This is a genomic window from Reinekea forsetii, from assembly GCF_002795845.1.
Classification (GTDB): domain Bacteria; phylum Pseudomonadota; class Gammaproteobacteria; order Pseudomonadales; family Natronospirillaceae; genus Reinekea; species Reinekea forsetii.
Map to the genome: position 1 here is coordinate 821553 of NZ_CP011797.1, position 20256 is coordinate 841808.

Below are 20256 nucleotides of genomic sequence, written 5' to 3' on the forward strand. Positions count from 1 at the left end.
AAGGGGGAATGGAAAAGGTAGATGAAGCAAACCTAAACTATTTTGGTACTACACTCATACCCTATCTTGATGCAACGGATGCGGCAGCGGCTCAAAATCCGCATGGTCTAGGTGTGCTCGATCCAAACCATGATGACTATATTGAGACCCAAGCAATCATTGCCGCATGGACCAATAGAACAGGTTTTCCTAATGTTTTGACCGCATATCTGAAGGGAGAAGAGGTCGAGCTGAATGGGAGTACAATTCAGCTCCAAGGTGAGCCAACGCTGGTTGCATTGGATTTATATTTGCAGAAGTGTTATCAGTTTTCATCGACAGGAAATAATGAAGACTTGTCAACCTGGTTGAACAGAATCGGCGATGCTTTGACCTATGCTGAAGGCGTTTCAGAAGCACAGATGTACGAGTGGACTACCGACTACTTTGAAGCCGATACGCCCTATACCACCACCTGGATAACCAACCCAACCACCGTATCCCGTTCCACCGCCGCAGTGGAATGGACCACCGAATACCTCGAGTCCGAGGCGCCCCGTCCGACCTCCAAAACCACCACCTGGACCACCACCCAAACCGACTCGGTGCCGGTCTTGGCGGAAGAAACCACGTCTCACACGTCCCGCTGGACCACCAGTCAAACGACCGCCATGCCGCCGGTATTGGTATCTCGGTCGACGGCCAGAGTAGTGGCAAAGTCCACTGCGGCCAGCCATACCACCAGCCAAGGCACCAGCAAAACCACCAACTGGACCACCGCCTACAGCACGGCGCTGGCACCCCAAGTCGTGTCAAAGTCCACGGCGAAAACCACGTCAGTGTCCACCGCAACCAGCCGCTCAACCAACCGGACCGAGAGCCGATCCACGTCCTGGTCGACTAACTTGGCCGGTTACACCACCCACTTTGGTACCGGCTTTGCCACGGCAGGCACAACCGGTTCGTCTTGGTCGACGAATCGATCGACATCTTGGTCGACCTCTAAGTCAACATCCTTTAGTACCAGAAAGACGACCAGACGCTCCACTGGCGGACGCGGTTATGGTTGGACCACCAGCTTTAGTACCTCAAAATCCACCAGCCGATCGACGTCTTTCACGACCAGTCGCGCCACCTCGAGTGTGACCGGGACCTCCTGGTCAACCAATAAATCGACCAGTCGCGGCACCAGTAAAACCACCACCCCGTCCGCCTCGACCAACAGGGTCACCAGCTGGTCCGTTGGGTATACCACAAACTTTACCAAATCCACCGATCGGAGCACGGCCGGTACCACCAGCTGGACGACCCGGCCGATGCGCTCAACCAGCAATACCACGGGCAAACCGACCAGTTGGTTGGCCAGCTTTACCACCCGCTACCAGCGCAGTACCGACTATGCCACCACCGGATCGACTAGTTGGATGAGCGCTACGGCCGACCGCACAACGAGCTGGGAGGCCAGTGCCACGGTGAGTCAGACGACCGCCTGGATGACTACGCGCAGTTCCTCCTTTGATAGATCCACCTCCCAAACGACGAGCTACATATCCTATGGTTCGCACACCACGTCGCATTCAACGGCGAACTACTGGGATACCAGTTGGATAGAAGGCGACACGGTCGGGCGCATCACCTATCCAATCCATGCAACTTCGCGCAGCACCGACGGTATCAATCCGCCGTCTGGTGCCGAGACAACACCGGTCGAGCGCGGTGCGCCGCAAATGGCGAACCAATCCAGGGCACAGGCGACGTCGTGGACAACGTCCGCGGTGTCCGCTGAGCTTGCCGGAGGGGCCAACCGTCCAGTCGATAAGCTCATGAGTTCGCGCGCCAACAGCGTCTCGTCTTGGATCACGAGTCGCACAACGGTATCGACCACCAGCCGTTCGACGCGCAAGGGTTGGTTTCGGCGCAAGACCACCCGCTGGTCCACCAGTGCCATAACGAGTTGGATGACCAGCGATGGCGCAGGAGCCCGAACGGGAGCAGTTGCGGAGAACAGCGGGGACGCCTTGGTGCGCTCAGCGCAAGCGTTCGACCGATCGATGGCCTCCACCGCATTGGTGCAAAGCACGTCATTCGCCGATCGTTGGGATCTTTATGGCGTTGAAGTCAATGCAGACGGCGCCCAGCTTGAACGGGCAGAATCGTTAGGCAGTAGCAACCCATCATCGGAGTTGAACCCGATCGGCGGTTCGTCGTATGGCCATCTCGATAGCCTGGGTGTGAACCAATCCTTTGACCAATGGGTCTTGCCCAATGAGACAAACGCCGAGGAACCGGATGTTGGCGGTCCGGGAATGGCGATGCTCACGATAGAGGCTGTGATGGATGCAGACGCTGAGGCGGATGTAACACAGGTGCCACGGCGAGATCCGGGCCTGTATTTAGGTGCCGACGCATAACTTGGTTAAGGTTGTTGAGTGGCGTCCTTCGGTGCGCCTTTCAGATTATGCAGTGCTAGAAAATAATCTTGAGATTGAGTTTTCTATTAGCCTTAGTCAATGCTACTAACAACAATAATGTAGGACCTAATGAATTGGAAGGTGTGACGAAAATCGAATTTCTTTAATTGACAAATTTCTACTATTGAATGAATTATCTTGGTTGCGAGTCTAGGTAAGGATGAGGTTATGAGTAATAAATATACTAAAGGCGGGATTCTTCGCATCAGAACGTTTTGTCAAATGACGGCAGTCGCAATTGCATTGGTGTCGTGTGACCGTAATGTCACTGAAACAAGTTTTCTTGATTCTCTTTATGAGAAGATTGGAAGTGAACAGAGTGTGCAACTAGAAGCTAGAGAAGTATATGGAGGGGCATGGAGCCGGATATGTTTTAAGCGGAATAATAACGTATCGCTTAAATTCTATTCTGACGAAGAAAAAGTTTATCAACTCGAATTTAGAGCGAATGATTTGTTTATCGATGAGGAGTATGTCGAGGGCTCGCTTAGCGGCATGTGTCTTTTTCCTAATCAAAAAATCAAGATTACTAAATTTGAACACGATGGGTCACTTCAAATAGTATTGAACAGGGCAAGTGAGGAATGATATGAGTTTGAGTGATGAGCTGAAAATAAGTATTGAGCAAGAAGCCTATGGTTTCTGGGAGCAGAAGAACGGCGTCACGTTAGAGAGAGATGGTGACGGTTATATTAAGCCTGTGGGTCACAATGATGCATTGGATGCATTGGATGCATTGGATGCATTTCGGCATGCCTATACAAGTGGCCGGGTTACCAATCTTGCATTTGATACGCAGTTTGTTGCAGAGCACTTTGGTAATGAGCATGAATTGGGTACCGCACACCGAAATCTGCCCTTAGAACATAGAATGGACTTGTGGAATAATGAAGTTGGTAGGCGTGCCGGAGAAGCGTCTTGGTCAAAGGAAGTTTTGGCTGAAACGCTGTTTGAGCACATGGATAATGGAATGTTGGTGGCAGCTTTAGCAGATGAACGCCTTTCACTTCTTTATGGTGAAGATCCTAAGTTGCTAGATCCTCTTAATCCAGCAAGTCAAGTCCTTACTGACGCGGAATCTGAGGCGGATGTAACACAGGTGCCACGGCGAGACCAGAGTTTGTATTACGGTCACGATGCCTAGTGTTTTTTGGCATATAGATAGGTAGTTGATGGTGTATTTTTTCGTATCATTAATGTTGATATTTATTCGCAATTAGAGTTCAGATTATGACTGGGTGGTTTCGGTTAGTTATGTATTTGTTTGGCACCATTATACCTTTAACTTGTTTTTCAGAAGATACTGAAAGTTTTAGGTTTAATGAATACTTTGACGAAGTTAGCCAGTCTAACGTCTTACTGTCCAATGCAAAGGCGATGCAAGGTGTTTTAGTATTTAAGAACCAGTCTGCATTGGATGATTATAAATGGAAGTATGAGATTTCCAATACGCTAAGTTTTACAGAGCGAATTTTGGGGCCGGGTGGCGAACAGGCTGGATCTGCCCGGGTGCCATTTCTTGCGTCCGCCAATAAATCAAGCTTTTCTATTTCGGAACGGAGTACTTTTGGTACCTTAACCAATTTAAATATCGGACTGACTTTAAGTGATGGCGACGACTGGGTAAATTCCGAGACAATTAGTCTTGGTGTCGAACAATCGCTCGCTTTTAAGAGAGAGTTAGCCTTGTATCGAGCGCGGCGAGATTTAATGATAGCGCAGTCTCGGGTAATAGAGTCCGACCAGCAGCGAATAATTAATGCAGAATATCAGCGTATTTTAAAGTCCTATTTAGATTCTGCTCTTGCTTATAAGGAACTTGAATTTTTGGGTTTTTCTAAAAGCGTATCGGATATGGAGTTGACCTTAGGTGAAGTTAACTACAAGCAGGGTGTTATCGATGAATTTGAGATGCTTAATCTAAAGATTAAAAATAAAGAATTCGAAATTGAGTTTGAAGACGCAAGGGAGGATTTTGAGATATCCACTATTTCCGTTTGTTCAGAATACCAGAGTTCTTGCCCGAATTTAGTTGGCAAGGGTCTTGAAATGCCTTATGACTTACTTGCTAAAATTGACCGGAATTTCAATTCCGACGGAGTGATCGGCAGGATAGTTGAGATTGAATCCCTAAGTAATAATATATCGAATATCAATGCAACGATATCAAGTTTGGATGTCGGTTCTAGTGTGAAAATATTCGCATCCTATTCGGTGTCGTCTGTTGACCTGTCGGAATCCGATTCTACATGGTCGATAGGCGCTTCATGGCGGTATAAATTCGATTCTAAAGAAAAAAGAATTAATGAGATTTCACGGGAAATTGAATTTGAAAATTCTAAGGAAAGTCTTGCTAGAGAGGCAAGGCTGAACTTTAATTCAACGGGCGTTTTTGAACAAATAACTAGGAAACGCAAGGCCTTGGCGCTTAAGAATGAAAAGCTAAATCTGACTAAATTACTTTACGATTCTAAAGAAAAAATGAAATTTTTAGGGGTTTTGAGCGATTTTGAATTGCTAAAAGAAGAGGAGAAAATTAGAGGCGCCGAGCTTGAAGTTCTTAAGAATCAGGTCGAGCTAACTTACCAGTATATAACGCTACTCTCCAAGGCTGGTATGGCTTTAGATATTCTTTAGTAAAACCGGGGTTGACCAATGCAGCCTGTTCATTGGGTGCTAGGGTATTCCGATGCAAAAAATGAGTAAGTATCCACCTGCACCTGACCTTTCTCTCATATTTAGGGCAGGGTTTAATGACGTTGGTTCATTGAGTCAATCTATATAGTCGGCTAAACTCTGCGGCATTCGCTGTTAGACCTGGAACAAGCATGGTTAGGGTCGAATAGGCATCAACCGCTATATTAAACTCCCAAAAGGCCACAAACCTGTGCAATCTGACGAAAAAACCCTATTGGTCACCGGCGGTGCCGGCTTTATCGGCAGTGCCGTGGTGCGGGAGCTGCTCAGCAACAGCCCGCACCGGGTGGTCAACCTCGATTGCCTGACCTATGCCGGCAATCTCGCCTCGATCCCCACTGGGTTGCACGGCGAGCGTTACTGCTTTGAACGGGTCGATCTCAACGATGCCGCGGCGACCGCTAACGTGGTGCTTAAACATCGGCCCGACGCCATCCTGCATTTGGCTGCAGAAAGCCATGTCGATCGATCAATCGATGGCCCTGGGGCCTTTGTTCAAACCAATATAGTGGGCACCTTTAATCTGCTACAGGCGGCCTTGACCCTATTCCAATCTATGTCACCCGCGGCCCAAACCGAGTTCCGCTTCCATCATGTCTCGACCGATGAGGTCTATGGTGATCTGGTCGGCACGACCGACCTCTTTACCGAAACGACCCCCTACGCACCCAGCTCACCCTATTCGGCGTCCAAGGCTGCGAGCGATCATCTGGTCCGTGCTTGGGGTCGCACCTATGGCTTGCCGACCCTGGTGACCAACTGCTCGAACAATTACGGGCCCTATCATTTTCCGGAAAAATTGATTCCGCATGTCATTCTCAATGCCTTGCAGGGCAAGCCGCTGCCGGTCTATGGCCAGGGCTTGCAGATTCGCGATTGGCTTTATGTGGCGGACCATGCCCGGGCGCTGATTCAGGTGTTGCTCAGGGGCCACCCGGGGGAGACCTATAATATCGGCGGTCACAATGAGAAAACCAATATAGCGGTGGTCGAGTCGATTTGCGATTTGCTGCAGGAACGGGTGCCTAACCGGCCGGCGGGCGTGCGGCAATTTCGCGATCTGATCACCTTTGTCGCCGATCGGCCGGGCCACGATGCGCGCTATGCGATCGATGCTGGTAAAATAGAACGCGAGCTGGGTTGGCGCCCGGAAGAAAGTTTTGACAGCGGCTTAAGCAAAACAGTGGATTGGTATTTAACCGATGAAGACTGGTGGCAAGATGTTTTGTCCGGTGACTACCAGCTTAACCGAATCGGTGGAGCCGGCGCATGACGGACCCAACAGAAGGCGTTACCGGCTGGAAGGGTATTGTGCTGGCCGGCGGCACCGGCAGTCGCATGCATCCATTGACGCTAAGTACCTCAAAACAACTCTTGGCGGTGTACGATAAACCGATGATCTACTATCCCATCTCGGTGCTGATGCTGGCCGGGATTCGAGATATTTTGGTCATCACCACGCCGGCCGATCAGCCCGCCTTTAAACGCTTATTGGGCGACGGCCGGCAGTTCGGCATTCATCTGAGTTATGCGCTGCAGCCCTCACCCGATGGCCTGGCGCAAGCCTTTGTTATCGGTGAACAGTTTATCGGCCAGGACAATGTTGCCCTGGTGCTGGGTGATAATATTTTCTTCGGCGAACACTTTAGCACGCGTCTGGCCGATGCCATGGCTCGTCGAACCGGTGCCACGGTGTTTGGTTACCATGTGACCCACCCAGAACGGTTTGGCGTGGTCACGCTGGACGATCAAGGTCAAGCGCTGAGCCTGGAGGAAAAACCTCAGGTGGCGACCTCTCCCTATGCCATCACCGGCCTGTATTTTTATGACAATCAGGTGGTGTCGATCGCCAAAAGCATTCAACCGTCGTTGCGCGGTGAGCTGGAAATAACCGATATCAACAAGGCCTATCTGCGCCAAAAGCAACTCAAGGTGTCCATCCTCGGGCGGGGATTTGCCTGGCTCGATACCGGCACGCCGGATGCGATCTTGGAAGCGGGCCAATTTGTGCAAACGGTTGAACAGCGCCAGGGTTTGAAAATCGCGTGCCTGGAAGAAATCGCTTTTCGCAAAGGCTGGCTCAGTCAAGCCGAACTGGAGCGGGCCGCGCAGCTGTTGCAACAAACCGCCTACGGTCGCTATCTGCGCCAGGTCGCCGAGGGTTACCAGTAGTGGACGTGCGCCCGACTTCGCTAGCCGGTGTACAGCTCATCGAACCGCGTGTCTTCGCCGATGAACGCGGGTTCTTTCTGCAAACCTACCAGGCGCAGGACTATCGGTTGGCGCTCAATATTGAACTCGATTTTGTGCAGGACAATCACAGCTATTCCCGCAAGGGGGTGCTGCGCGGTTTGCATTTTCAGCGCCGACAGCCGCAGGGCAAGCTAGTGCGGGTGGTGTCTGGGGAGGTCTTTGATGTGGTGGTTGATATCCGACCCGACTCGCCCAGCTATGGCCAATGGCAAGGTCTGCTCCTCTCAGCTAAGAATAAACATCAGCTCTGGATACCCCCGGGTCTGGCGCACGGTTTTCTGGTCTTATCCGACGGCGCCGATGTCGAATACAAGTGCACCGACTATTATGATCCGAGCGATGAAGGCTGCCTGATCTGGAATGATCCGACGGTCGGCATCGATTGGCCCATCACCGACGTACCGCTCCTGTCGGTCAAGGACCAACAGGGAATGGTCTTCGCTGAGGTAGGGCGGACCGAAACGCCGGCCGACAACGCGTGAAGATTCTCTTGCTTGGCGCCGCAGGGCAGCTAGGCCGCTGCGTGCAGGATGCCCTACGTGACGGCCCCGACCAGCTGGTACCACTGACTCGACACGATTTGGACCTGACCGATCTCGACCAACTGCGCGCCGCCTTTGACCAGCATCGTCCCGATATGGTCATCAACGCCGCCGCCTATAACGCGGTAGATCTGGCTGAAACCGAGGCCGAGCCTGCTCACCGGGTGAATGCCCAAGGCCCGGGTCGACTGGCGGAACTGTGCTTGCACACCGACACCGACCTGATACATTTTTCCACCGACTATGTCTTCGACGGTCAACCCCTCACCGGACCGGCGCCCTATAAAGAACAAGCGGCTCCGCATCCACTATCGGTCTATGGCGCCAGTAAGTTGGCCGGCGAGCAGGTGGTGTTAGCCTCTGCCTGCCGCGTCACCATGATTCGGACCTCATGGTTGTTCAGCGAATACGGCACTAACTTTGTCAAGACGATGCTGCGGCTAGCCAATGCAGCCGAACCCATTCAAGTGGTCACCGATCAACGGGGCTGCCCGACCTATGCCGGCGATTTGGCTCAGGTGGTCAAGCGGCTTGTGGCCTGGGACCCCTCGGTTGCCGGCCCAAGGCCGACCGGTCTGTTTCACTATGCCGGGAATTCGGTGCTCAGTTGGTACGACTTTGCCCAAGCCATAGTAGCCAGCGCAATTGCGCACGGACTGCTGCGGCAGCGGCCCACGCTTGTGCCCATCAAAGCCGCCGAGTTCCAGAGTCCAGCCTTACGGCCGGCCTATTCCGCCTTGGACAGTTCATTATTGACCCAGCAGTTGGGTGTGCCTGCGTCGGACTGGCAGCGCGCACTGCTGTTGGTCCTAGCCCGGTTAAAGGCGGATGGTCGCTAAGTTTCAAGTTGCGTTGCTTGTAAAACGGGTTAGATGCCCGTGGTAGAGCTTGAGCCGCTCGATGATAGCGAATTTTAGCTATTAATAGCTCGATCCAGAGGCCTGGCCTCTTAATAAATAACGACGGCAAGGCTATACTGTGGGCCCTTGGGTTGAGTACCCTTCGGATTCCTTGCCCCATACACATCGGGCCCACCGCGCCAAAAGGTATAAAGCGAAAATGGATGTCACCTTTAACGCCGTTGTTAGTCATCAGGGCGACGGCTTGAGCCTATACGCCTACCTTGATGGCTACTTTCCCTTTATCGACAACAACGATTGGGCCGCGCGGCTGGTAGCTGATACCACCCTGGTCGATGATTCGGTGATGGTTGGTAATCCGCAGCTGCGCCTTGGCCAGCAGCTCAGTTTTTGCCTTAATCACTACAGTGAGGAGGCGGTGGATATTGGCTGGCAGCTGCTCTGGCAGAACGATGCGTTCTTTGCCGTGCACAAGCCGGCTAACCTGCCGGTGCACCGCACCACACGAAATGTCTACAACACCTTGACGGCGTTAGTCCGGCGCACGAGCGATTGGCCCGAGGCGCAGCTATTGCACCGGCTCGACCAGGAAACGGCCGGCATTGTATTGTTCGCGAAAAACAACGATCAGGCGAAGCTCTGGCAACCGAAATTTCACACCCTGGTGACGCAAAAAATCTACCAAGCCATCGTCTATGGCACACCCGATTGGACCGAGCTGGAGGTCAATAATAAATTGGCCGTTCGGGGCGACAGTCCGATCCGTTGTCAGATGCATGTCTGCCGCGCGGATGAAAAGGGTAAGGCTAGCACCACCCGATTTCGGGTTGTACAGCGCATGGCCGGTTACAGTCTGATCGAATGTGAACTAGTCACCGGGCGCAAGCATCAGATCCGCGCGCATTTGGCGCATTTGGGCCACGCCATCGTCGGCGACAAGATTTACGCTCATCAGGGTGAGTATTACCTGCATCGTTTGGCCGACAGCCTGACGCCGGAGCATCACCAGCAATTGCTGAGCCCGCACCAACTGTTGCTGGCGCATCGTGTTACCCTGCAGCAGAGCGATGACCAGCAAACGGCGCCAGTGGTGATAGTGGACGATCACTATCCAATGGCCTGGCAGGCTTTTCTGGCCGGCTTGCTTGACCCCTTGCTGGTTTTAACCCAAACCCACTCTAATAATTCAAAGGACCTCGGCATGACCAACCCAAGCCCATCGGCAGCGGATTTTTTTGATGTAAATTTCGCTGCCCTAGCGGCAAATCCGGATCTGTCCGGTCTGGCTGAGGGCTTGGCTGAATTTGGCCGAATTGATTCTCAAGCTAGTTTTAACGCCTTTTGCCGTGCCAGCTGTACGCTGTGGCGGAACCAGGTTGCTCACCAGGACGGGGCTCCGAAGGCCCAGTTCGATGAGCTGCAAGCGCGTATTGCCGAGGGTGCCGTGACCGATAGCGTTATTGCCACGCCGTGGGGCGGGGTGGTGATCACTCGGCTCGCGCCGCCGACAGTTGAAAAGTATTTAGTGGTGCAGCGCGGCGGCTACCTGGCGCTGGAAACACACAGCGTAAAACAAGAGCAAATTGAGGTCATTGAAGGGCGAGGTTTACTGTTGGTGGGTGAGCTGGGCGAGACAGAGCTGCGGGTCCATGCATTGGCACCCGGGGACCGATATGCCTTTGTGCCCGGTATGGAGCACTGCCTGATCGGAACCGAAGATTTACTGATTTTTGAACGTTCGAACGACCCCAAGGGCATGGATCAAGATTTGATTTTTCTCTATACCCCTGAGGCCTGATGGCCCTCGCTATTCCGCGATCGTGAGCAGTTCGGCATTGCCACCGCTGGCGGTGGTGTCAATCGAGACGTGGCGTTCGATCACCAGACTCGATAAACGCACCGGCACTGTCAACAACGGCAGCAGCGCACCGGCCCGTTGTGCCAAGGCTTGGCGCAGGCTGCGTTGAATCGGTTCCGCCTGATTCGACAACAGACCCACAAAACCCGTTAAGCTCGCCAGATCGTTAGGCGCCAATTGGCCCACCAGAGCAAGTGCACTGCCGTCGGTTAGGCTGGCATTGAGCCAATCGGGCACACCCAGATCGGGACCGATCAGTAAGGCCCGGCCCTTAGCCGCGCGAACCGCCTCATACTGCTGTTGCAACGTTTGGGCATCGGGGCCGAGGCAGATAAAGACTCCTCGACTCCACAGAGTCAGGCGGTTGCTTTCGCCGGTCGGTCCGGGCAGATTGATCGGCTCTGCAACGATTTCGGCCGAAGCCGGTGTCAAGGCTGTTAAAGCCTGTTGCACCAAAACCGCCGGCAAGTGGTTCAGGTCGTTGGCTGTTTGCGCGCCGAACACTCGGCTGGGCTGGGCAAAGGTTGCTAAATAGTGTGGCCCGCCCGCCTTGGGGCCTGTGCCGCTGAGACCCTCGCCGCCAAAGGGTTGGCTGCCGACCACGGCGCCAATCTGATTGCGGTTAATATAGGTGTTGCCAACATGTATGCTTCGGCAGGTCTGGGCGATGCGTTGCTCGATGCGCGAATGCAGGCAAAAGGTTAAACCATAGCCGCTGGCATTAATTGCATCGATGATCGAGCCATAGTCTTCCGCCTTAAAACGCGCGACATGCACTACTGGTCCGAAGATTTCCTCACCCAGATCGGCGATGCCGCTAACCCTAATCAGCGCCGGACCAACAAAATAACCGCCACTCGGCGCTCGCAATTGCTTAATAAGATTGCCAGCACTTTTTTGTTGGTCGATATAGTTTTGGACCTTGTTTTGCGCTGCGGCGTCGATCAGGGGGCCGATGTCGGTGGTGGTCTGCCAGCAGTCATCCAGGATTAACAGGTCCATCGCACCGGCCAGCATCGGAATGACCTTATCGGCAATATCTTCTTGGATATAGAGTATGCGCAAGGCCGAGCAGCGTTGCCCCGCGGATTGGAAGCCAGACGCGACTATATCGCGCACCGCCTGTTCCGGCAGGGCTGTGGAGTCGACAATCATGGCATTGAGTCCGCCGGTTTCGGCTACCAACGGTGTGCTCGTGTCCAAGTGGGCGGCGATGTTTTTGTGGATAATTTGCGCCGTGCCGGTTGAGCCAGTAAAGCAGACGCCCTTAATGCGCGCATCACTGAGCAGGCGGGTGCCGATCTCAACGCCAGAGCCTGGCAACAAGACCAGGTTGTCGCGCGCGATGCCGGCGTCGTACATCAGTTCGACGGCACGCGCTGCTATCAGCGGCGTCTGTTCGGCCGGCTTGGCAATAACCCTATTGCCCATGGCGAGCGCGGCGGCAACCTGGCCGACGAAGATTGCCAGGGGGAAGTTCCACGGCGAGATGCACACCACCAAACCCAGCCCTGCATCGTTCGTTTGCAGCTCGGCCTGATCAGCGTAGTAGCGCAAGAAATCGATGGCTTCGCGTACCTCACCGACCGCATCGGCCAGGGTTTTACCCGCTTCACGCGCGAGCAAAGCAAAGAGTTCCGGGTAGTGGCTTTCGAACAGATCCGCTGTGATGCGCAAAGCTTGTAGCCGATCTGCCTTGGCCATCGGACTGGCCTTTTCGAGCAAGTCTAAGGCCGCATCGACTTGATGTTTAGTGGCATCGCTGACCCGACCGACCGCTTGGGTTAGATTAGCCGGGTTGAAGCGCAGCTGTGCGGTTGGATCGGACGGAGCGTTGGGCAAGGTAGCAGCAGCCTGCCACAAGTGGTCGGCCCAGAGCGCACGTTGGCTATTGAGTGTGTCTAGTGCCAGCACATCGTTGAGATCGACACCGAGGGAGTTGGCGCGCGAGGTGCCAAAGAGCCCAACGGGCGAACGGACGGCGCGATGCTGGCCTTGATTGATCAGGCGGGGCAGGGCGTCAAAGGGGTCCTGCGCCAACTCGGCCGCGGGCACATTGGCATCACCGATCTGATTGACGAAGGAGCTGTTAGCCCCGTTCTCAAGCAGGCGACGCACCAGATAGGCCAGCAGTTCTTCATGACTGCCCACCGGGGCATAGATTCGGCAGCGAGTCCGGGCCTGTTTGCGGACGATGGCGTGCAGGTTTTCACCCATGCCGTGCAACCGTTGGAACTCATAGCGTGCCCCTGCTGGGGCCAATTCGAGGACCGCCGCCAGGGTGTGGGCATTATGGGTGGCAAATTGCGGGTAGAGTTGATCGCTCAGCTCAAATAACTGTTTGGCACAGCTGATATAGGCCAGGTCGGTTGCGGTCTTGCGGGTAAAGAGTGGGAAGCCGGCCAAGCCGAGCACTTGAGCGCGTTTGATCTCAGCATCCCAATAGGCGCCCTTAACCAAGCGCACCATAAGCCGACGATCGAGTCGCAAGGCAACGGCATGGAGCCAATCGATAACCGCGCTGGCGCGTTTGTTGTAGGCCTGAACCACGACACCGAAGCCATCCCAACCGGCCAGCTCTGGGTCTGCCAAGACGGCTTCAATTACATCCAAAGACAGATCGAGGCGATCTGATTCCTCGGCGTCGATATTAAAGCCCATATTGACGGCCCGTGCCAGACGGGCCAAGGTGCGCGTGCGCTCGACCAGAATCGTCATTACTTGGGGTTTTTGTAAGGGTTCATAACGGGCGTAGAGGGCCGATAACTTAACTGAGATGCCCGGGTTGTCTTCGATCAGCGACGAATGGCATTGACCGGCCAGGTTGTCGATGGCATTGCGATAGGCGGTAAAATACCGCAGCGCATCGGCCTCGCTTTTGGCGGCCTCACCGAGCATGTCGAATGAGTAGGTGTAACCCTGCTTCTGCCAGCTTTTCCCCTGTTTGATCGCTGCAGCCATGGTTTGGCCGAGCACGAACTGCCGGCCCAGTTCCTTCATCGCCAAGGCGACCGCGCGACGCACGACCGGCTCACCCAGCTTCTTCACGGTTTGACGGATAACCTTGGTAATCGGCTGATCGGTCGATTTTAATATTTCAGAGGTGGCCCACAGACCCAGGGTGGAGGCGTTAACCAGTGCAGACGTGGCTGCACCGACGTGGCTGCGCCACGCATAGGGGGAAATTTTGTCATCAATTAAAGCCGATACGGTGGCCGCATCGGGCACCCGCAAGAGGGCCTCGGCCAGGCACATCAGGGCGACCCCTTCCTCGGTGGTCAGGCCGTATTGCGCCATAAAGGCTTCCATCAAGTTGCTGTTCTTGGCCCGTCGCACCGCCTCGATCCAGGTTGTGGCCTGTTGCACCATCCGCGCCCGCTGCGCCGTATCGATTGCGGCGCGCATACTTAAGTCTAGTAAACACTGGCTTTCCGGAGCCAACACCTGCTGACGTAAACGATTGCGGATCTCAACTTCTGGGCTGTGGGCGATGGTCATGGGCGGCTACTCTGTCGAATCGGTTAAAGGATAAATATTAGCAGGCTCCTGTCGGTTATTTTCACTGCATTTGCTGTTATGGACCAACTTATGGCTTAATATGATTTGAATTAAGCAGCATTTAATGGGTTTTTTGATGAAAAACAGTGAATTAGATCGAACTGATCGTAAGATCCTCAAGGTTCTGGCCGTCGACGGCCGAGTCTCGGTGACGGACCTGGCGCTAATGGTCGGGCTATCCAAGAGCCCCTGTGCCCAGCGCATCAAGCGATTAGAGGGCGAAGGCTACATCAAAGGCTACAGTGCTATTGTCGACTACAACCGACTAGGACAAGCCCATGTTGTCTTTGTCGAGGTGACCTTGAGCTCGACTACCGACGCCTCCCTCAAGGCGTTTAACAAGGCAGTCATGGCCATTGCCGAAGTGGAACAGTGCCACATGATCGCGGGCGGCTTTGACTACCTATTAAAAATACGCAGCAAGGACATAGAAGACTATCGCCGTATCCTAGGTGAGCATATCTCGACGCTACCCTTTATTGGCCAGACCAGCACCTATGTGACCATGGAAACGGTGAAGGATTGAGGTAGAAAAGCAAGCATCCGCCCGCTTATTGGCCGCTGTTCGGCCCGAGCATAATTTGCGTATGAGCCAATTAAGCAGCTACGCGACAGGTTGTGAGTCCGATCCATCCTTTGGGTCGCCAACTGCCTAGCGCGACGTAACGCTGGGTGGAATGCACCCGAACTTTCGGAAATCATCCACCCATTTTCAGATCGTTACCCGCGCTTAAGTCCCTCTTTTAAAATCCTCTATCTCGAGTATCGTGTATCCCAAGGCAGTTTTCCCCTGATGAGTGCGGCACGCCATCATCGCTAAGCTGAGCGAATTAATTTTTTATTGGTTAGTAAACGAGTAATAGGGAGATTGACTATGATTCGGATTGGAATTTTTTTGTTAGGGGTTGGGTTGCTATTAGGTTGTGATGGTCAACACCTTGACGCCGCCCAAACGTTGCCCGCACAGAAATCAGTACATGAAGTATCCATCACAGATCTTCGCCCCGCCCGCCAGAAACTCGATCAAACTCTGTCAGTCAACCTGACCGACTGCCAATATGGTTCCTACCAGTTAGCGGACCATTATAGGACGCCCGGTCGAGTTGCGATTTTAACGCGTTATCTGTCCAATGAACTACCCGAAGCTTATCAGGGGATGGCTTTTGATCTGCACAATTTCACCATTCATATTAATAACCTGGCCCAATTAGTTGACCTTCCATCGGATGATTATCAACCTGATGATCAGGACGGCACCGGCCTGGATAATTTTGTTGTCGGTTGTTCGCAAGATGATTTAATGGGTGGTTACAATCTGGCCGAAGTGGCCAATGCGCTGCCCCCTCTGATTGCCGTGGCCGATCTGGCGGTGGGCGATAAGGTTTTTCACGTCCGCGTTATCCGGTCTCCTGACGCCCAGTTCTGGGCGTACAAGAATGCTCGCTGGGACGCCCTAATGAATGAGCTTGTCTTGGCCATTGGTGCGCAACTGGTTGCGGAAATCACCACCGAACCTACTATTTGAGGGCCCAATGACGTGACTGGAATTAGGTCGCCATGCAAAAAGATAGCCTTCCTATCTTGCAGATACATGATTTTATCAGGTAGACGGTATAAGGAAATGTTCTTGTAAATATAAATAAATAAATAAGATAATAAACCTGTAAATATTTTTATATTTGGAGGTTTATTATGACAAGGACGTTGTTAATTTCTTTCTTTATTGGGTCGCTATTGGCTAACCTTAGTGCTGCAACCTTGCCGCCCGGTTTTCAAGAAAACCTATTAATCAGTGGTCATGTTCGTCCGACCGCGATCCGCTTTACACCCGAAACCGATGGGCCGGTGCAAGCATTCGTCGCTGAAAAAAGTGGCCGTATTTATTATTATAACGATCTTGGAAACCAACCGACCCAAGGTCAAGCCAAGTTGGTCGCTGACCTGAGCAACAATGTGCACGATTATTGGGATCGGGGTCTGTTGGGCCTGGCTATTCATCCGAATTTCCCCTACACCCCGCAACTGTTCGCTCTTTATGCCTTCGATGCCGGTAACTCTTTTAACGATGGCTGTGCCGATCCGACCGGCTACGGGTGTGTGATCAACGGCCGACTCGCGCGCTTAACCCTCGATCTGGATAACCTGGGTGTCGCTACGACCCTCGAATCGCCTCTGATTAGCGGTAAATGGTGCCAGCAATATCCCAGCCACACCGTTGGCGATCTGCACTTCGGTGCGGACGGTTTTCTCTATCTAAGTGCCGGTGAGGGGGCCAGTTTTACCTTTACCGATTTCGGTCAGGTTGGCAACCCCTGTGACGATCCAGTGACCGGCGTGCAAGCCAGTTCCCAGGGGGGGCAGTTACGCTCGCAGGATTTGCTAACCGGCGGTGATCGGTTGGACTTTCACGGCGCGGTATTGCGGCTCGATGTCTCCGGCGCTGTGGTCAGCGCACCGTCCGATAACCCCTTGATCGGCGGCGACGAGGCCGACGATTTTATGATTGCCATCGGCCTGCGCAATCCATTCCGTTTTACCATTCGCCCCAACACCAATGAACTTTGGCTCGCAGATGTGGGTGGCGGTGAATGGGAGGAGATCAATCGCTTGGCCGATCCGCTCGGTGCGATAGAGAATTTCGGCTGGCCCTGTTACGAAGGCACGGGCCAACATTTCAACGGTAATCTATTGTGCAACCCGGTGCACAATCAGACCTTTAACGGTTTGAATATGGATTTGGCGCCACCGTTTTTTGCCTATCGGCATCGTGACGAGGTGGTCGCCGGCGACGGTTGCGGCACCGGCGGATCCTCGGTCACTGGCATCAGCTTTAACGAGCGATTGGCCTATCCGGCGGCCTACGACAAGGCCCTGTTTTTCGCCGATTCCACGCGCCAATGTATTTGGGTTATCTACGCCGATGCGAACGGTCTGCCGGACCCAACGCGACGCGAGGCCTTTGTGGTTGATACCAGCGGACGCGTGGTCGATATCCAGCAGGGACCTGGTGGCCAGCTGCATTATGTCGACTTTGATGGCGGGCGGATTTATCGAATCGATTCCTATGGGAGCGCTAATCGGCCCCCGCAAGCCGCGTTGACGGCCGATGTGCGCAGCGGCCCGGCGCCACTCAGGGTGCACTTTGATGCATCGGATTCCACCGATGACCAACCTGACAGCCTCAGGTACAGCTGGGATCTCGATGGCGATGGTCAGTTCGGTGACGCGGATCAGGTCTATGCCCAAGCCCAGTATGACAGCGGCGGTAGCCGACTAGTGCAAGTGCTGGTGACCGATGCCGCGGGGCAAACCGACAGTGCAGCGATAGTGATTACCGTCGGCAACAGTGCCCCCAGTGTGACCATCGATCAGCCGTCCATAGCGCATCAATGGAGCGTCGGTGAAAACCTGATTTTAGCGGGCCGAGGCAGTGATGTCGAAGACGGCGACCTGCCGAGCGAGGCCTTATCGTGGAGCGTTATCATCGAGCATTGCGCGGCGGTCGACGATTGTCACGATCATCCCGTGGTCGATATTGCCGGTGACGGCGGCAGCTTTATTACCCCAGATCACGAATATCCGTCGGCCTTGCGCTTTGAGTTGACAGGCGTCGACTCCGGCATCGACTGGTGGGACAGTGCTTGGCAGTATCGCCGGCAGTTGACCGTCAACAACAGGGGGCTGACTGCCCAAGTGGATGTGCCGATCCTAGTGAAATTGAATCCAGCCCGCATCGACTATGCATTCACCCAGCCGGGTGGCCGAGACCTGGTATTTGTCGACAGCCGCGGCGAGCGTCTGGCCCATGAAATCGAGCGTTGGGATGCCACAGGCAACTCAACGCTCTGGGTACGCCTAGACCGACTGGTGAGCGGGGATGAGCCGGTCTTTCTCTATTACGGCAATAGCCTTGCGGCGCACAGTCAGCAACCTGCCCAGGTCTGGCGGAATGGCTATGCGGCCGTCTGGCATCTGTCCGAACTCACCGATTCGGTCGCCGGGCAGGCGTTGCTCAATGTGGGTACTGCGCCGGTATTGGGCGAGCTCGGTGGCGCGCGCAGCTTCAATGGCAGCAGCAATTATCTTAATGCCGGCAGCGATTTTAATCCGCTGCTGGTGGGCGATTTCTCCGTAGAGGCCTATGTGGACACCACCAATGATAGTATTTTCCAATACCCCAGATTAATCTCGAATAAGAATCTGTGGACCGAGGCCCAGGGAGTCAATCTAGAGCTCAGCCAGGCACGCAACTTGGCCATGCTCGGGGCGAGTAAGGCCTTTGTCAGTGGGCCGATGGATCTAAGCGGCGGCTATCATGCCGTGGCCGCTACCTATTCGGCGGCATCGGGCTTGGCCACGGTCTACGGTCAGGGTGTTGAACTGGCCCAGCAGGCTATTGGCGCAACGGTCTTGGCTTCGTTGCCGTTAAATATAGGCCGCCGGGCGGGTGGCGGGGATTACTTTACCGGCCGGATGGATGAACTCCGGCTGTCATCGCTCGTGCGCTCCGCGGACTGGCTGGCGCTGCAACAGAGGTCTCTGACCGACCAGCTGATCGACTTCGGCGCGCAGGAAGCCAGCACGACCCTATCGACCACGACAGCCTTGCGCTTAAATCCGCTCACCGCCGATCTGACGTTGCAGTCAGAGCCCGCCGGACTGGCCATTAGTCTGGGCGGATCGATCAGCCCGTCACCGACGAACAAGACCCTAATCGCCGGTTCGACCACGAGCATCGAGGCTTTGTCGCCGCAACTGTTAGATCAAGTTGCCTATCGCTTCGTCAGCTGGTCCAACGCTGGTGAGCGTGCCCAAGCCTATCTTGCACCGGCCGGCTCATCGCTGCTACGCGCCATCTTTGAGCCGATCGGCGCGGTCATGGACAGTGACGAAGACGGTCTGCCCGATGACTGGGAACGGCGCTTTGGCCTGGATCCTGATGACCCGAGCGATGCGCTAAGCGACGCCGACGACGATGGCCTGACCAACCTTGAGGAATTCAGCCATCAGTCCGACCCCAACGCCGCGGACACCGATGCGGACAGTTGGGATGATTTTACCGAAGTGACCTTCGGCGGGGACCCCAACGATGCCACGCGGGTGCCGAACCCACCGATCGTTCATCTGGATACACTTCAGGACAACCCGGTTTTTTACCGCTCGGATTTCTCCCTGCAAGCGAGTTGGACTGGCGCACCCTTGGCAACGGATCACCTGCACTTTATCGTCGATACGCCGCCGCATATCAGTGCCTTCCCCGATATCAACGGTGTCGCAACAGTTGACTATGTTGACATGGCCGACGGCGAACACAGCCTGACGGTGCAGGTAAACAGTGTGGCCCATGCCGGCTATCGCCATGCCGGTGCGCTCGCCCAACGCACCTTTACGGTCGACGCCAATCCCGCCACCGGCCTCTTGGTGCCGGGCCGAATTGAGGCCGAGGCTTACCACCGTTATCTTGAGTTCAGTGCCGCGGATCTGGGTACACAATGCTCAAACGGGGACGGCGTGGATAAACAGTTGACCACGGACCCCGAGGGTGGCGGTTGCAATGTGGGTTGGACCGAGGCGGGGGAATGGCTGGAATACGACCTCAAGGTTCAGCACGCAACTCAGCTGAGCTTTACCGCGCGGGTCGCCTCCAATGTGTTCAATCGCAGCTTTCATCTGGAGTTGGATGGCGTCGATATATCGGGTAGCCAAACCGTGCCCCGAAACGGCTGGCAAAGTTGGGGTAACAAAACCACCGCCGCGGTTCCTGTGTCGGCCGGCAAACACCGGTTGCGGGTGGTGTTTGATACCGGGCTGGTGAATTTGAATTTTATTCGCATCGATGAGCATTTGGGCCAGTAAGGTTATTTTTTATTAGGCCCTGCTGCTGTGGCCTATATTCACCGAGTCTTGCCGTCAATTAGGGCAGGACTTTCTCAAACCGACAATACGTGCAAATAAGACTGGAAAAAGTCGTCGATACAGTTCTTAATCGATTAAGTAACTCGTGGTGCGGGCCAATTTGAGCCGATCAGTTGCCAAAA

13 protein-coding genes are annotated in these 20256 nt (G+C 54.3%); 12 read left to right on the forward strand and 1 reads right to left on the reverse strand.

The window, feature by feature from the left end; translation table 11 throughout:
• The first annotated feature begins 8 nt into the window (after positions 1 to 8).
• The 9 genes from REIFOR_RS03880 to REIFOR_RS03920 all read left to right on the forward strand — a co-directional run bounded on the left by REIFOR_RS03880 (position 9) and on the right by REIFOR_RS03920 (position 10600).
• Entirely contained in the window at positions 9 to 2390 is a 2382-nt protein-coding gene (locus REIFOR_RS03880; RefSeq protein ID WP_100256315.1) for a serine-rich family protein, read from the forward strand.
• Positions 2391 to 2618: 228 nt separating this feature from the next.
• The gene (locus tag REIFOR_RS03885; RefSeq protein ID WP_100256316.1) at positions 2619 to 3038 is read left to right on the forward strand and encodes a hypothetical protein; all 420 of its coding nucleotides are present in this window, start codon (positions 2619 to 2621) and stop codon (positions 3036 to 3038) included.
• 1 nt (position 3039) lies between these two features.
• Positions 3040 to 3594, forward strand: a complete 555-nt coding sequence (locus REIFOR_RS03890) for a DUF6973 domain-containing protein (protein WP_100256317.1) — start codon at positions 3040 to 3042, stop codon at positions 3592 to 3594.
• A gap of 110 nt (positions 3595 to 3704) precedes the next feature.
• Complete coding sequence (locus REIFOR_RS03895) at positions 3705 to 5087, forward strand: hypothetical protein (protein ID WP_145980228.1); 1383 nt, start codon at positions 3705 to 3707, stop codon at positions 5085 to 5087.
• A 250-nt stretch (positions 5088 to 5337) separates the two neighbouring features.
• The gene (rfbB, locus tag REIFOR_RS03900; protein WP_100256319.1) at positions 5338 to 6420 is read left to right on the forward strand and encodes a dTDP-glucose 4,6-dehydratase; all 1083 of its coding nucleotides are present in this window, start codon (positions 5338 to 5340) and stop codon (positions 6418 to 6420) included.
• Positions 6417 to 7319: a glucose-1-phosphate thymidylyltransferase RfbA gene (rfbA, locus tag REIFOR_RS03905; protein ID WP_100256320.1), complete on the forward strand. Its 903-nt coding sequence runs from the start codon at positions 6417 to 6419 to the stop codon at positions 7317 to 7319. Before rfbB ends, rfbA begins: the two co-directional genes overlap by 4 nt.
• On the forward strand, positions 7319 to 7882 hold the full coding sequence (gene rfbC / locus REIFOR_RS03910; RefSeq protein WP_100256321.1) for a dTDP-4-dehydrorhamnose 3,5-epimerase: 564 nt from the start codon (positions 7319 to 7321) through the stop codon (positions 7880 to 7882). Before rfbA ends, rfbC begins: the two co-directional genes overlap by 1 nt.
• Positions 7879 to 8781, forward strand: a complete 903-nt coding sequence (gene rfbD / locus REIFOR_RS03915; protein WP_100256322.1) for a dTDP-4-dehydrorhamnose reductase — start codon at positions 7879 to 7881, stop codon at positions 8779 to 8781. Before rfbC ends, rfbD begins: the two co-directional genes overlap by 4 nt.
• Before the next feature lie 220 nt (positions 8782 to 9001).
• Complete coding sequence (locus REIFOR_RS03920; RefSeq protein WP_100256323.1) at positions 9002 to 10600, forward strand: RluA family pseudouridine synthase; 1599 nt, start codon at positions 9002 to 9004, stop codon at positions 10598 to 10600.
• A 9-nt stretch (positions 10601 to 10609) separates the two neighbouring features.
• Here REIFOR_RS03920 and putA read toward each other — a convergent pair whose 3' ends face one another.
• Entirely contained in the window at positions 10610 to 14158 is a 3549-nt protein-coding gene (gene putA / locus REIFOR_RS03925) for a bifunctional proline dehydrogenase/L-glutamate gamma-semialdehyde dehydrogenase PutA (protein WP_100256324.1), read from the reverse strand.
• Between the two features lie 136 nt (positions 14159 to 14294).
• Here putA and REIFOR_RS03930 point away from each other — a divergent pair, with 136 nt between their 5' ends.
• The 3 genes from REIFOR_RS03930 to REIFOR_RS03940 all read left to right on the forward strand — a co-directional run bounded on the left by REIFOR_RS03930 (position 14295) and on the right by REIFOR_RS03940 (position 20074).
• Complete coding sequence (locus REIFOR_RS03930) at positions 14295 to 14744, forward strand: Lrp/AsnC family transcriptional regulator (protein ID WP_100258689.1); 450 nt, start codon at positions 14295 to 14297, stop codon at positions 14742 to 14744.
• A gap of 348 nt (positions 14745 to 15092) precedes the next feature.
• Entirely contained in the window at positions 15093 to 15743 is a 651-nt protein-coding gene (locus REIFOR_RS03935) for a hypothetical protein (protein ID WP_100256325.1), read from the forward strand.
• A gap of 167 nt (positions 15744 to 15910) precedes the next feature.
• Positions 15911 to 20074, forward strand: coding sequence for a DUF2341 domain-containing protein (locus tag REIFOR_RS03940; RefSeq protein WP_100256326.1), 4164 nt, complete (start codon positions 15911 to 15913; stop codon positions 20072 to 20074).
• Positions 20075 to 20256 lie beyond the last annotated feature (182 nt).

What these genes read in the sequence shown, in the direction of transcription:
- REIFOR_RS03880 (WP_100256315.1), top strand. Translation starts at nt 9, where the DNA reads ATGGAAAAGGTAGATGAAGCAAACCTAAACTATTTTGGTACTACACTC.
- REIFOR_RS03885 (WP_100256316.1), top strand. Translation starts at nt 2,619, where the DNA reads ATGAGTAATAAATATACTAAAGGCGGGATTCTTCGCATCAGAACGTTT.
- REIFOR_RS03890 (WP_100256317.1), top strand. Translation starts at nt 3,040, where the DNA reads ATGAGTTTGAGTGATGAGCTGAAAATAAGTATTGAGCAAGAAGCCTAT.
- REIFOR_RS03895 (WP_145980228.1), top strand. Translation starts at nt 3,705, where the DNA reads ATGTATTTGTTTGGCACCATTATACCTTTAACTTGTTTTTCAGAAGAT.
- rfbA (WP_100256320.1), top strand. Translation starts at nt 6,417, where the DNA reads ATGACGGACCCAACAGAAGGCGTTACCGGCTGGAAGGGTATTGTGCTG.
- REIFOR_RS03920 (WP_100256323.1), top strand. Translation starts at nt 9,002, where the DNA reads ATGGATGTCACCTTTAACGCCGTTGTTAGTCATCAGGGCGACGGCTTG.
- putA (WP_100256324.1), bottom strand. Translation starts at nt 14,158, where the DNA reads ATGACCATCGCCCACAGCCCAGAAGTTGAGATCCGCAATCGTTTACGT.
- REIFOR_RS03930 (WP_100258689.1), top strand. Translation starts at nt 14,295, where the DNA reads ATGAAAAACAGTGAATTAGATCGAACTGATCGTAAGATCCTCAAGGTT.
- REIFOR_RS03935 (WP_100256325.1), top strand. Translation starts at nt 15,093, where the DNA reads ATGATTCGGATTGGAATTTTTTTGTTAGGGGTTGGGTTGCTATTAGGT.
- REIFOR_RS03940 (WP_100256326.1), top strand. Translation starts at nt 15,911, where the DNA reads ATGACAAGGACGTTGTTAATTTCTTTCTTTATTGGGTCGCTATTGGCT.